Annotated in this window: 16 protein-coding genes, 2 tRNA genes and 1 other annotated feature (1 of these 19 running past the window's edge); of the genes, 11 read left to right on the plus strand and 7 right to left on the minus strand. The window is 37.8% G+C overall.

The features are described 5' to 3' along the window. Window positions 1–128 precede the first annotated feature (128 nt). The 3 genes from J2Y67_RS03210 to J2Y67_RS03220 all read left to right on the plus strand — a co-directional run bounded on the left by J2Y67_RS03210 (window position 129) and on the right by J2Y67_RS03220 (window position 1,085). On the plus strand, window positions 129–290 hold the full coding sequence (locus tag J2Y67_RS03210) for a hypothetical protein (protein WP_310170509.1): 162 nt from the start codon (window positions 129–131) through the stop codon (window positions 288–290). Window positions 291–509: 219 nt separating this feature from the next. Next, window positions 510–710 (plus strand): cold-shock protein, encoded by a 201-nt coding sequence (locus tag J2Y67_RS03215; RefSeq protein WP_310170511.1) that lies wholly within the window; start codon window positions 510–512, stop codon window positions 708–710. A 171-nt stretch (window positions 711–881) separates the two neighbouring features. Further along, window positions 882–1,085: a cold-shock protein gene (locus J2Y67_RS03220; RefSeq protein ID WP_026576573.1), complete on the plus strand. Its 204-nt coding sequence runs from the start codon at window positions 882–884 to the stop codon at window positions 1,083–1,085. 34 nt (window positions 1,086–1,119) lie between these two features. Here the strand turns inward: J2Y67_RS03220 and J2Y67_RS03225 are convergent, their stop codons facing one another. The 3 genes from J2Y67_RS03225 to J2Y67_RS03235 form a co-directional block, all read right to left on the minus strand. Further along, window positions 1,120–1,413 (minus strand): DUF6509 family protein, encoded by a 294-nt coding sequence (locus J2Y67_RS03225; RefSeq protein WP_310170515.1) that lies wholly within the window; start codon window positions 1,411–1,413, stop codon window positions 1,120–1,122. Between the two features lie 115 nt (window positions 1,414–1,528). After that, window positions 1,529–1,620: transfer RNA gene (locus J2Y67_RS03230), tRNA-Ser, on the minus strand. A gap of 2 nt (window positions 1,621–1,622) precedes the next feature. Then, a tRNA-Gly gene (locus J2Y67_RS03235) sits at window positions 1,623–1,696 on the minus strand. Between the two features lie 182 nt (window positions 1,697–1,878). On the opposite strand from J2Y67_RS03235, the gene J2Y67_RS03240 reads away from it, so the two are divergent. The 6 genes from J2Y67_RS03240 (at window position 1,879) to J2Y67_RS03265 (ending at window position 6,329) form a co-directional block, all read left to right on the plus strand. Beyond that, window positions 1,879–2,631, plus strand: coding sequence for a DeoR/GlpR family DNA-binding transcription regulator (locus tag J2Y67_RS03240; RefSeq protein WP_310170517.1), 753 nt, complete (start codon window positions 1,879–1,881; stop codon window positions 2,629–2,631). Further along, entirely contained in the window at window positions 2,628–3,542 is a 915-nt protein-coding gene (pfkB, locus tag J2Y67_RS03245; protein ID WP_310170520.1) for a 1-phosphofructokinase, read from the plus strand. Before J2Y67_RS03240 ends, pfkB begins: the two co-directional genes overlap by 4 nt. Window positions 3,543–3,553: 11 nt before the next feature. Beyond that, a complete protein-coding gene (locus tag J2Y67_RS03250; protein ID WP_310170522.1) occupies window positions 3,554–5,422 on the plus strand; it encodes a PTS fructose transporter subunit IIABC in 1,869 nt (622 codons plus the stop codon). Window positions 5,423–5,569: 147 nt separating this feature from the next. Next, entirely contained in the window at window positions 5,570–5,728 is a 159-nt protein-coding gene (locus J2Y67_RS03255; protein ID WP_310170523.1) for a hypothetical protein, read from the plus strand. A gap of 100 nt (window positions 5,729–5,828) precedes the next feature. Then, the gene (locus tag J2Y67_RS03260) at window positions 5,829–5,984 is read left to right on the plus strand and encodes a hypothetical protein (RefSeq protein ID WP_310170525.1); all 156 of its coding nucleotides are present in this window, start codon (window positions 5,829–5,831) and stop codon (window positions 5,982–5,984) included. Between the two features lie 150 nt (window positions 5,985–6,134). Further along, window positions 6,135–6,329, plus strand: coding sequence for a hypothetical protein (locus J2Y67_RS03265; protein WP_310170527.1), 195 nt, complete (start codon window positions 6,135–6,137; stop codon window positions 6,327–6,329). A gap of 53 nt (window positions 6,330–6,382) precedes the next feature. Here J2Y67_RS03265 and J2Y67_RS03270 read toward each other — a convergent pair whose 3' ends face one another. Then, window positions 6,383–7,288, minus strand: a complete 906-nt coding sequence (locus J2Y67_RS03270; RefSeq protein ID WP_310170529.1) for a nuclease-related domain-containing protein — start codon at window positions 7,286–7,288, stop codon at window positions 6,383–6,385. A 201-nt stretch (window positions 7,289–7,489) separates the two neighbouring features. On the opposite strand from J2Y67_RS03270, the gene J2Y67_RS03275 reads away from it, so the two are divergent. Beyond that, window positions 7,490–8,287: a DUF2935 domain-containing protein gene (locus tag J2Y67_RS03275; protein ID WP_310170531.1), complete on the plus strand. Its 798-nt coding sequence runs from the start codon at window positions 7,490–7,492 to the stop codon at window positions 8,285–8,287. Between the two features lie 445 nt (window positions 8,288–8,732). Here J2Y67_RS03275 and J2Y67_RS03280 read toward each other — a convergent pair whose 3' ends face one another. Continuing rightward, window positions 8,733–9,224: a hypothetical protein gene (locus J2Y67_RS03280; RefSeq protein WP_310170532.1), complete on the minus strand. Its 492-nt coding sequence runs from the start codon at window positions 9,222–9,224 to the stop codon at window positions 8,733–8,735. Window positions 9,225–9,617: 393 nt separating this feature from the next. Between J2Y67_RS03280 and J2Y67_RS03285 the strand changes: the two genes are divergently transcribed. Continuing rightward, entirely contained in the window at window positions 9,618–10,088 is a 471-nt protein-coding gene (locus J2Y67_RS03285; RefSeq protein WP_310170534.1) for a hypothetical protein, read from the plus strand. A gap of 244 nt (window positions 10,089–10,332) precedes the next feature. On the opposite strand, the gene J2Y67_RS03290 is transcribed toward J2Y67_RS03285, so the two are convergent. Both J2Y67_RS03290 and J2Y67_RS03295 read right to left on the minus strand, forming a co-directional pair. After that, window positions 10,333–10,515 (minus strand): hypothetical protein, encoded by a 183-nt coding sequence (locus tag J2Y67_RS03290; protein ID WP_310170536.1) that lies wholly within the window; start codon window positions 10,513–10,515, stop codon window positions 10,333–10,335. Between the two features lie 275 nt (window positions 10,516–10,790). Next, window positions 10,791–12,068: an MFS transporter gene (locus J2Y67_RS03295; protein ID WP_310170539.1), complete on the minus strand. Its 1,278-nt coding sequence runs from the start codon at window positions 12,066–12,068 to the stop codon at window positions 10,791–10,793. Window positions 12,069–12,251: 183 nt separating this feature from the next. Then, window positions 12,252–12,431, plus strand: a binding site (T-box leader); it runs 73 nt beyond the window's last position.

The raw sequence follows: 12,431 nt of genomic DNA on the forward strand, positions 1-12,431 counted from the left end.
CATGTAAGACATGTAGAGGGGAATACAATAGATTAAAAAGGGGTGAGATAATGGTTAATGTCCTGATGATTACTGATCCCTGAATCGATGACTCGTTTGCAATTATGTATGCGTTGTTAAATCCCAAGATGAATCTTGTCGAGATTGTCAGTGGATATGAAATTCCCTGGAAAAGTATTGCTGATTTTCGCCCAAAACCGGATCAAGAACTAGCAGAATCTCTTGAACAAATCGGCTTAGAAGCAGATTATCAAAAGTTTGTTGTTCGGTTCATGGAAATTTTTCTTTAGTAAAGTAAATAACAAAATTCGTCGTGGAATTTGACTTTTAAATGAATATAGTATACTATGAGATTACGCTTTAAGTTCGTTAATATTTATTGGATTAAGTAGCCGTAACTGCACAAACATGTGGGTAATGTCTATTGCCCAATTTGTGCGGGTTATGGCTTTTCTATTTTTAAATGTAAAATAAACTTTAAAGTGAACAATATGTTGGGGGTAAGATCCATGAAAAACGGTAAAGTTAAATGGTTTAATGCAGAAAAAGGTTTTGGATTTATTGAAGCTGAAGGCGGTCAAGACGTATTCGTTCACTTTTCTGCAATTCAAACTGAAGGTTTCAAAACATTAGAAGAAGGTCAGTCCGTTTCTTTTGAAATCGTTGAAGGTGCTCGTGGACCACAAGCAGCTAACGTAAAAACAGTTTAATCTTTTAAATAAAAGGTGATGCTCGTGAAATGCATCACCTTTTTATCTATAACTTGATACTAAATCCTTTTGATTAGGAATAGAATTAAAGGATGCATGTTTTTGATTTGCTCTATGGCTTTTTTATTTGGGAACTTTTTGGACGATAATAAGCGCAAGGAGTGAAGAATTTTGGCTTTCGGCAGAAGAAATGATGTGGAAGTAAAATTAGAAGAAACAAAGGTTTGGGAATGTACTTCAGAAAATTGTAAATGCTGGATACGCGACAATTTTAAAAGCAGTGAAGTACCACTCTGCCCAATTTGTAAAAGTGAAATGAAACAGGCTACTAGAGAATTACAGGTTATTCATAACCATAGTAAAAACTTTATGTAAGTATAAAAAGCAGGGGTTTTGCCCCTGCTTTTTATTATTCTCCAATATTTTCTTTACAATAGGCGATAACTAATTCTTCTTCGTCTTCTTCTAAGGCAAAATCTAATACTTTCTCTGTTGCACTTTCGTAAAAATGATAATTCGTGATTTTCTCCCCATTTTCATCCATCACAAAGATCACCTTCAAGCCAATCCCTTTATCTGAATAAAGTTCATCCTCTTCATCTACTTCAAGTTGAAGGAAAAATTCATAACGATCGCCTGAAAGCAGGCCAAATGGATCTTCAAGTTTTTCAACTGTATGACCAGTAATGTTCAAATTTATCATCCTTTGCTTATGTATGAAGTCTTTCTTATTATACACAAATTTTTTTCTTAGCTAAGATTTTCGTGAATGTATTAAAAAAACACTTTATTTTAAAGTGTTTAAGAAACAATATGTATGGAGGAGAAGATGAGATTCGAACTCACGCAACGGTTGCCCGTCCTAGCGCATTTCGAGTGCGCCCCCTTATAACCACTTGGGTACTTCTCCATTGGAGCGGGTGACGGGAATCGAACCCGCACCACCAGCTTGGGAAGCTGGAGTTCTACCATTGAACTACACCCGCACTATTCCTTTTAACATCAAAAATTATACCACAATATATTAAATTCAACTAGTTTTTTATTATTGTATTCAAAAACAACCAAAGTCATTCAAAATATGATTGTTTTTGAAAGAAAATGATTGATTTTTGCAATCGGTTTCAGTAATATAGAATCAAGAACAATAATTCTAGGTGGTGATGACTTGTTAACACCAGAACGTCATAGACTTATTTTACAGCTTTTAAAGGAAAAGAATATCGTTAAAATCCAGGAAATAGTAGACCTTACCAATACATCTGAGTCAACAATACGCCGTGATTTATCACAATTAGAGACGGATAAACATTTAAAAAGAATACATGGCGGCGCATCACGGCTTCAAGGGAAGCTGCAAGAACCAAGCATGATTGAAAAATCAGCCAAAAACCTTCAAGAAAAACGGCGTATCGCCCAATATGCCGCAAGTCTGGTGGAAATAGGCGACTGCATTTATCTTGATGCTGGATCAACGGTGCTTGAAATGGTTGAGTTTTTAAATCTAACTGACATTGTTGTCGTAACAAATGGTTTAACTCATTTAACACCACTATTAAATAAAGGGATACCCACCTATTTAGTTGGTGGATTTGCTAAGCCGAAAACGAATGCAATTATTGGTAGGGGAGCATTGGCAAGTCTTGATTTATACCGGTTTGATAAATGCTTTATGGGGGTGAACGGAATCCATCCGCAGTTTGGTTTTACAACACCAGATCAAGAAGAGGCGATGGTAAAACATAAAGCGATTTCTCTTTCGAGAGAAGCGTATGTGTTAGCCGATGACTCAAAGTTTTCGGAAATTGCCTTTGCAAAAATAGCCGATATTTCGGAGGCTGCGGTAATAACCAATGAACTTGACGATGAAACACAAACACAATACAAAAATAGAACTACATTAAAGGTCGTGACAGCATGATTTATACATTAACTTTAAACCCTTCTGTTGATTATATTGTTCAACTCGAAAGTTTCCAATTAGGAGAGTTGAATCGATCAACGAGAGAAACTAAGTTTCCTGGAGGCAAGGGAATCAATGTTTCAAGAGTGTTAAGCCAGTTAGCTATAACGAGCAGGGCATTAGGCTTCAATGGTGGCTTTACGGGGAAATACATTGAAGATTATCTGCAAAATGAAAAGATAGAAACGGATTTTATCAAAGTAAAAGAAGATACTCGAATCAATATTAAGCTGAAAACAGGCGAAGAGACCGAAATCAATGCGAATGGTCCGATGATTTCCGAAGAAAATTTCAACCAGTTACAGAAAAAAATTGGCCAATTAACTGAAACTGATTTGTTAGTTCTGGCGGGAAGTATTCCTTCGTCAATGCCTGTAACCACATATGAAGAATTGGTTAAAATTTGTAAAGAAAGTAAGGCAGAATTCGTTGTTGATGCAGAGGGAGAATTATTAAAAAAAGTACTTCCCTACCACCCATTTCTAATTAAACCAAATCATCACGAGCTTGGCGATTTATTTCAAACCACCATTTCAAGCTGTGAGGAAGTCATTCCATATGGAAGAAAATTAATTGAAATGGGTGCAAAAAACGTGATTGTTTCACTTGCGGGTGAAGGGGCTGTATTTATTAATAAAGAAATGGCCGTTATTGCGGAGGTTCCAAAAGGAAAGGTAAAAAATTCAGTGGGTGCCGGTGATTCAATGGTAGCAGGCTTTTTGGCTGAATATCAAAAAACTTCAAATGTGAAAAAGGCGTTTCAATATAGTGTAGCGGCAGGCAGCGCAACCGCCTTTTCACTAGGCTTGTGTACAAAAGATTTAATCGAAGAACTCCTTGTGCAAGTGAAAATTATAGAGGTAGTTTAGGAGGAGAAACTATGAAAATTACAGAATTGCTCACAAAGAATACCATCCTTTTAAATATAGAAGGCAAGGGGAAAGAAGAAGCCATCGACCAGCTTGTTGATGTGCTTTTAAAGGCCAATAAAATAACGGATCGAAATGAATTTAAAGCGGCTATTTTAAAACGGGAAGAACAAAGTACAACAGGCATTGGTGACGGAATTGCGATACCTCACGCTAAAGTAAAAGCGGTAAGAGAAGCTGCCATCGTATTCGGTAAATCCACTTCAGGTGTAGATTATCAATCACTAGATGGTCAGCCTGCCCATTTGTTTTTTATGATTGCTGCACCGGAGGGCGCTAATAATACTCACCTTGAGGCACTTGCACGCCTTTCAGGATTATTAATGAAACAGGAAGTACGGGAAAAATTACTACAAGCAGTTTCTGCAGACGATGTCCTTGAGGTTATTAATTTTTATGACCAAGAAGATGAAGTAGAACAAGATGTGTCGAACAAAAAGAATGCCATTGTAGCAGTTACCGGATGTCCAACAGGGATTGCCCACACATATATGGCGGCTGATTCTTTAAAAGCAAAAGCGGCTGAAATGGGTGTTGATATTAAAGTTGAAACGAACGGTTCCGGCGGAGCGAAAAATGTTTTAACAAAAGAGGAAATTGAAAATGCGGTAGCGGTCATTATTGCTGCTGACATCAATGTGGAAATGGAAAGATTTAAAGGGAAGCATGTGATTCAAGCGGCTGTTGCTGACGGTATTCGCAAGCCGCAAAATTTGATTGAGCGTGCCCTTAAGCAGGATGCACCGGTTTATGCGGGGAATGGCGGCAAAAGTGAGAATAGCGGTGCCGATTCAAGCGGAAGAAAAGGTTTCTATAAGCATTTAATGAATGGTGTTTCTAACATGCTTCCATTTGTTGTTGGGGGCGGTATTCTCATCGCAATCTGTTTTATGTTTGGCTATAATTCTTTTAAACCAGACGATCCATCCTATAACAAAATTGCTGAAGCATTAATGACCATTGGTGGCGGAAATGCATTTGGTTTGATTGTTCCTGTGTTAGCTGGTTTTATTGCACTCAGCATTGCTGACCGTCCAGGGTTTGCACCAGGTATGGTTGGCGGTATGATGGCAGCATCAAGCGGTGCTGGTTTCCTTGGCGGGATGATTGCCGGTTTCCTTGCCGGTTATGTTGTCGTTCTATTGAAAAAGGTATTTGCTGGTCTTCCTCAGTCATTGGAAGGAATTAAAAGTATTCTCCTTTATCCTTTATTTGGAATTGGGATTACCGGATTTATCATGCTATTTGCAGTCAATCATCCGGTTACATGGTTAAACAAGGAAATTACTCATTGGTTAACAGGTTTAGGAACAGGAAATGCTATTTTACTAGGTATTGTATTAGGTTTAATGATGGCTTTTGATATGGGTGGTCCCATCAATAAAGCAGCATATGTATTTGGTACTGGCTTGCTTGCTAATGGTGTCTATGAGCCAATGGCAGCGATTATGGCTGCAGGTATGGTGCCGCCGCTTGGTATCGCGATTGCTACTACATTATTCAAGAAGAAGTTCAATAAGCAAGACCGTGATGCCGGTAAGGCTTGTTATGTAATGGGTCTATCCTTTATTACAGAAGGGGCCATCCCGTTTGCCGCAGCAGACCCGCTTCGCGTGATCCCATCTGTGATGATTGGTTCTGCGGTTGCCGGGGCGTTATCTATGGCATTTGGAATCGGTCTTCGTGCTCCACATGGCGGAATTTTCGTTGTTCCGTTAGTTGAAGGCGGTGCATTTCAGTATGCATTTGCGATTTTAGCTGGTGCGGTTGTGACCGCTGTATTGCTTGGTATTCTGAAGAAGCCTGTGAAAAGTGAATAGTGGTGATTTTGGACCGGCAGCCGGGGGCTGCCGGATTTTTCTGGTTGCTATATAGGGTAATCGATGGAATGAAGGACGTTTTCTCGGGATGACCTGTGAAAACATCCTTCATCGAGGGGATGAAGACCGAAAAAAGGAGGCTCCCTTTTGAAAACGTCCTTTATCGAGGGGATGAAGGCCGAAAAAGGAGGATGCCCTGTGAAAACGGCCTTCATCGAGGGGATGAAGGCCGAAAAAAGGAGGATGCCCTGTGAAAACGGCCTTCATCGAGGGGATGAAGGCCGAAAAAAGGAGGCTCCCCTTTGAAAACATCCTTCATCGAGGGGATGAAGGCCGAAAAAAGGAGGGTACCCTGTGAAAACATCCTTCATCGAGGGGATGAAGACCGAAAAACGGAGGTTCCCTTTTGAAAACGTCCTTTATCGAGGGGATGAAGGCCGAAAACGGAGGCTCCCCTTTGAAAACATCCTTCATCGAGGGGATGAAGGCCGAAAACGGAGGATGCCCTGTGAAAACGGCCTTCATCGAGGGGATGAAGGCCGAAAACGGAGGATCCCCGTGAAAACATCCTTCATCGAGGGGGTGAAGGCCGAAAACGGAGGCTCCCTGTGAAAACATCCTTCATCGAGGGGATGAAGACCGAAAAAAGGAGGCTCCCTTTTGAAAACGTCCTTCATCGAGGAGATGAAGGACGAAAATCGGAGAATACCCTGTGAAAACGTCCTTCATCGAGGGGATGAAGGCCGAGAACGGAGGATCCCCTTTGAAAACATCCTTCATCGAGGGGATGAAGGCCGAAAACGGAGGATGCCCTGTGAAAACGCCCTTCATCGAGGGGATGAAGGACGAAAAACTAAAGAAAACATCTAAAAGCATCTTCTTCAAGCTGATCCATATCAAAAGCTGAGGAAAAACCATGAAAATGTATTTCGAAAAATATGAATAGCGATTGATAACCTCTTACTCAAAAAATGTCCATTGATGAACCCCTTGAATCTGTAGATATTTCCCCAAAATCTTGCAAATTCTCTTCTTCGAAATCACGCCTCCGCACCAATAAAATACCTCGTTCGTGGTAATCTTTCGAAGTGGAAATAAAAGCTTGAGTTCCTCAACATAGCGTAATACTGCAGATTCAGCCGTCTCACTACATCCGCAATCATGACAAAATAAACTGTGGCCTTGCGGAGACACAGAAAAAGAGTTACATACTTTACATATTGGACCCACTTTTAACGGAGCATGTTGATATGAAGGTAATTTAATCAAGGATAACTTATCGAGATGCAGTGCTGCTAATTGGCTTGCAATCGTCATGTGCCACTGATTTATCTTGGATGATTTCGTATCTAGTTTTTTCATAAAACGATTAATCTGAGATGAAAAAATGAACGGCAGTTCTGAAGGGGCCTTATATAACAAAAACTCGGGGTTAATAAAAATAACATGTCCTTCAATCGGGAGATTATATCCAAGTTTCTTCAAAAGTTGTCGGAGAAGGACCTTACTTCGTTTTAGTTGGTCTAAAGGATTTTGAATAGGGTTTCCTGAAACACTATGGAAATTTTCATGGTCGTAAATATAATCGCCTTCAAAATTCTTTACCTCAAAAAAATGTAAAGTTTCTTGGAAAATAAGAGAGGAATCAATCTGAAACTTTGTGTTCCCTACTTCCAGGAACAAATCATTTAAAATAAGCGGTTTACTTTGAAGTTGATCAACCAACAAATCGAACTGAACTTCACCTTCAAAGCCTTTTATAAGGCTCTGAAGATATCTTTTTTCATAAGAAGTGAGTTCCGTCCGTTCTTTCAAAATTTTAAATCTCTTCAAATCATCTGACTCAATCCGTGCTTTAAAAGGCATACTTCGCTCCTTTCTGTTTGTCCAAAAACCTAAATTTAGCTAAAATACATCCTCCACTACCTTTCTTTTAAAGCTCCAAGTAAATTTTATATAAAAATCTTTCGTTCAACAGGAAGAAATATGAATCCTTTGTTAACATTTTTTCGAGATAACGGAATAAACATTTTATTGGTTTGGGATTTTTGATGAGGGGGAGATGGAATGAACGATGTTTTTGAGAAAACTGCCAGATTTGAGCATCGATTTTGGCTGCAAATATTAGGGGATCATTCCCGTTTTATCCATGAAGCCTTAGGTCCTGTGGAAAAAAACGAGATTCAAATGGCTTCTGGATTTATTAATTCTTTTGACACCCTCCTTGAGCAGGCTAAATCTGCGGATATCAACCAATTAACTGAAAAAGCGGAAACTGAAACCAGTAAATTGCGGGAATATAAATTAAACTTAATTAGGAGACATTTAGTTGGTAAAATAAAAATTCATTTATCACCGACCTTTCTCAATCACATGGTAAATGAGTTAGAGGAATACCAGCGAATATTAAAGCACCTTAAATCACAAGAAATTCCGCCAGTGTATCATGAACTCCACCATCATCTAGTATGGATTATGGATGCGGCAGGCCATTCAAGCGCGATTTCCGCAAATCTTGATAGTGTTGAAAAAAGATTAAAAGAAAAAAGTGATTCTTATACAAAGCATTTTGAAGATTTTTACCTAAAGGCAGTAGAAATGGCCGGATTTTTGAGAACACAACTTACAAATTTTCCAGCATTAGAAAAACTGAATTCAGACGTTACTCTAGAAATTAAGTTATTTCAAAATTTTCTCCATGAAATTGAAGAACTTGAATTAAGTGCTCAAGCATTAGGGACGTTTTCCCCATTAATGGCAGACCATATGTCTCGAGAAGAATGCTATTACCTCATGAAGCTAGCCGAGTCGACGAAGGTTGATAACCCAGATTGTGATCCAACTAAGCCTCGTTTAAAAGAATAAAAAAACGCTGGTAAATTTTTAACGGGTTCCGTTGTGAGGGAGAAAATTTCATTTAACAGGGTAAAAAATTATATAATTAACACAATAATTTTTACCTTAATAAACAACTAAATCAGTATGACCAAAATGTACAATCCCATTTCTTTGATGAAATGGGATTGTTTTTGTTTAATAACTCCGTGATGCAATTGGTTGGTTAAATCTAACAGCTAAATCGACCAAACGGATTACTTCTGCTTCAATAATTTTAGTAATTTGACCACTAGTTTTGTTTGAGTATTTTTGGTAATTAAAAAATGTTGTTTATGGTAGTATATTTTTCGCATAGAAAATAAGCCGATATATACAAATTATGCATAAAGTCCTGTATAATATTAGCTTATTAATATTACTTTTATTTCGTTATTTACTTTCATCTTATTTTTGTAAAAACTGCTTAGAAAATTTAGGTTATAATAGTCTTCATTCGAATTAACCGTAAATGCCAAGGTAACCAGAACCCAAACACAACTAGATAAACTGGGATAGACCACCAAGTATGCCAACCTTTTAATTTCATATATCCTACTTGAACAAGTATCCATTCAGATGCCACTGAGATTAACGTAAAAAGGAGTACATAAAGCCATTTCTTATCAGGTTTATAATAATTAAGAAATATCACAGCGTAACAAGGAGCAATAACGGCATAACTCATTAAATCGCCAAGCCCTTCCTTTATAGGATTGCCTAAATCAAATAAATCCAGAATATACCCTACTATAGCAATATCCATTATTACCGAAATAAAAGCTCCCACTCCAAACGTAAGGTAAATCTCTCTCCACGTTAAACGTTTTGGCATAAATAGCATAAAAATTAAAACGATTATACCCCATATAATAGGAAACCATAGACCTTTCGCTGATAAATCCAAGTTTTTTACGACATTTCCCATGAAAAGCTCCCTTTCTAATTTTATTTATACCTTTACTTTTCGTAATATTATCAAGTTGTAAACAAATTTATATTAAATAGGTGGATTTGTGTTAGTCATTGTTATAGATACCAATGCTCCTTATGTAAGAAGAAAAAATGCTGCGGAACCATTCTGTTCCGTTATTCCCAACACAGATTAATGCCCTATAAGGGTAGCACGTATGGGAGATTAACCCTTTTTTGGTTGTTGCTCTAGTCTAGCCTACTATATCTAGATTACTTTAAAGCTTTACTATTTAATTCTTTTTTAAAATTATAGTCCCCGTATATTTCAACAATTTTTTCAATACACTTCATAATAACTGGATAATTAGTCATTAGTGAGTAAAAATAATAAAAAAGGAGGGGTTTTGTGAAACAACCAGATTTTGCTTTAGCTCAGGGATGGTGGTACCCTGCAATTCTTAGTATAATTCTACTTTTAATTGTTTTTTTCATGCCTAAGAAAAGAATAAGCTGGAAAGAAATTTATATAACTTTTGGGATAGTTGGTTATATTGTATGGATGGTTGATATGACAATTGCAGTTCCATTTGACATATTCGACATAGGTGACCCACAAAAAGAGGGGTTACCTGAGCTTACCCTATTCGGTATCATACCCTCATGTTTATCAGTTATTTATTTAAACTTATATAAAGAAGATAAAAAATGGTTCTGGGTTATCTTTTTTGTAATCTTGTCACTTATACTTGAATGGTTTACAACTAAAGTGGGATTAATGAAACGTTACAATAATTGGTGGTCAACCCCCGTTCACTTTATTACGTATGCTTTTTACTTACCCTGGCAATTAAAATTCATTAGGAGAAACCAGGCTTAAACTTGGTTTCTCTAATGAATTGTGACAACCATTCGTATTTTATCGTTATACCGTTTGGAAAACTTACTCGGAGTTAAAATATTGTAGTGGTTTACCGGTCTGCAATTTCAGACGCTGTTATGGCATTTGAATAACAACGGTATATTCATCTTTCGTAGACAATCTTTTTAATTTAGCTAAACGCTAGCCTCCAGTTCTTCTAATTCGAGCTGCTTTAGCAATCGCTTATTCTTCCGCTTGTTCTTTATCCATTCAAAAAATCCTCATCCGTTAAAGGGTTCTTTAGGAACTTATCAACGACTTCGCTTTCCGTATACTCGCTATATTCCGCAAAGGCAGATACAACGTTTCGTGTATGTTCGGAAATTACCCAATCCACATTATCTAGGTTTCGATTTTTCGGCTTTATATAGCTCCATTTCCTCATCTTGAATAACAGATTCCTCAATTTGGTTTATAAATTAGCATAAATTTCAGAAGGTTTTTTAGCATACAAATTGGACATTGACTAATAATTATTATGAACCAAAAAATAGGTATGCCAAACCTAACGCTAATTTGAAAGCTAAATCTTATTAAATCAACATTTATATGCAAAAAAAGAGACCAAATCGCTATGCTAATTGGTCATCTAATTCATATACTGATTATACTGTTTCTCCCCGTCAACGGAACCCGTTAGTAAATTTTCCAGCGTTTTTCTTACCCCTCCGTCTCCGGCTTTATTGCCATCAAAGCGACAACCGCAGCAATGATGCTCAATCCGCTCAGCAAAATAAAAATCCAATGATTGGACTGTTTCATGAGCAAGGCAATAAGCGGAGGACCGGCAGCCACCCCAATAAATCTCATCGAACTATAAACCGAAGTAATCGTTCCTCGTTCTTTTTTCTCAATCCCTTCGGTGATAAGGGCATCCAAACAAGGAAGCCCTGCCCCAATTCCTACTCCACTAATTAAAAACATGCTGATCATGAACCATAATTTTATCGAGAACCAAAGGGCAGCAATGGACAAAGCTGCAGCAACAATGCCGCCAAACGTCAACCATTTCATTAAAACTTTGTTTTCTTTAATGATCTTCCCGGCAATAAAAGATGATAAACAAAGAGCCCCAAGTGGTAATGCTAAAAAAAAACCTTTTTTCAGATTGTGAATCCCGTATTCCTTTTCAAAAATCTCCGAAAGGTAAAACAAAATTCCAAAGAGAACAAGCATTAAGATTCCGCCAATAAAGAATATGGCATATAACCATTTTCCTTCCTGTGTAAAGGTTTTTTTTACATTTTGGAAAAATTGCTTAAACGGAATTGGTTTTTGAGTCGATTTAGGGCACTTGACTAAAAATAACATTAAGAGCACGGAAATTCCGCAAAATACCGGAAACGAGAAAAATGGTAAAAACCAGATGAAACCGGCTAAAAAAGCTCCCAATATTGGGCTTAACACCTTCCCAAAAGTATTCGATGTTTCGATGAGTCCCAGGCAGCTGCTAACGTCATCGTCATTTTTAAACATGTCTCCAACTAAAGGCATGACAATCGGTGCTGCCCCCGCAGCGCCAACTCCTTGCAGGGAACGCCCCAGTAAGATTAACCAATACGCATTGTCAAATTTCCAAGCAGCCCATCCTGAGATGAGTCCGCCTATTCCAGCGATGATGAGGCTGGGAATGATAACTTTTTTTCTGCCGATATGATCAGATAAGTAACCTGCAACAGGTATTAAAAAAATGGCAACGATGGAATAAACCGTTATGACCATGCTTGTTTGAAAAGAAGAAATATCTAACTTTTTTTCCATTGCAGGCAAAACAGGTATTAACATGGAATTCCCCAATGTCATCACCAGTGGAATGGAGGAAAGAGAAACAATCGCCCACTTTTGCTTCGATATTTCACCGGACTTTTTTTTCCCGGCAGATTGTGATTTTTTTTTCGCTGCCCGTGGACTTGGGCAAATTTGCTCGATATGTTCCATTACCCTTCAATCCCGCCTTCATAATGTGCTACTGTTAATATTGGCTTATTTGAGTCAAAATAATTAGGAACCTAAAATCCTTTAAATGGAATTAGACCTAAAATTCAATTTCGAAAAATTCTAAAATTGATTGTTGACAAACAGTTGGAAAGCGATTATCATAAAAAATAATTAATAAAGATTGATACGGCATTGATGAAGAGGAGTAGCTTTTACGGATTCTTAAGAGAGCTGATGGATGGTGCGAATCAGTGTAGACGTAATCGTGAATGGACTTCTGAGCCCCAAACTGAACCCCGAAATGGAGTAGTAGGCTTTGGCGAAAATCTCATCGTTACATGAGACAAATATTCAAGCAGTAAA

Origin of the sequence: Neobacillus niacini, from assembly GCF_031456445.1 — a bacterium.
Classification (GTDB): Bacteria; Bacillota; Bacilli; order Bacillales; family Cytobacillaceae; genus Neobacillus; species Neobacillus niacini_I.

Coding starts and splice junctions, on each gene's coding strand:
- J2Y67_RS03290 (WP_310170536.1), bottom strand. CDS start 10,515: ATGAGGAAATGGAGCTATATAAAGCCGAAAAATCGAAACCTAGATAAT.
- J2Y67_RS03250 (WP_310170522.1), top strand. CDS start 3,554: ATGAAAATTACAGAATTGCTCACAAAGAATACCATCCTTTTAAATATA.
- J2Y67_RS03270 (WP_310170529.1), bottom strand. CDS start 7,288: ATGCCTTTTAAAGCACGGATTGAGTCAGATGATTTGAAGAGATTTAAA.
- J2Y67_RS03215 (WP_310170511.1), top strand. CDS start 510: ATGAAAAACGGTAAAGTTAAATGGTTTAATGCAGAAAAAGGTTTTGGA.
- J2Y67_RS03275 (WP_310170531.1), top strand. CDS start 7,490: ATGAACGATGTTTTTGAGAAAACTGCCAGATTTGAGCATCGATTTTGG.
- J2Y67_RS03210 (WP_310170509.1), top strand. CDS start 129: ATGAATCTTGTCGAGATTGTCAGTGGATATGAAATTCCCTGGAAAAGT.
- pfkB (WP_310170520.1), top strand. CDS start 2,628: ATGATTTATACATTAACTTTAAACCCTTCTGTTGATTATATTGTTCAA.
- J2Y67_RS03280 (WP_310170532.1), bottom strand. CDS start 9,224: ATGGGAAATGTCGTAAAAAACTTGGATTTATCAGCGAAAGGTCTATGG.
- J2Y67_RS03225 (WP_310170515.1), bottom strand. CDS start 1,413: ATGATAAATTTGAACATTACTGGTCATACAGTTGAAAAACTTGAAGAT.
- J2Y67_RS03295 (WP_310170539.1), bottom strand. CDS start 12,068: ATGGAACATATCGAGCAAATTTGCCCAAGTCCACGGGCAGCGAAAAAA.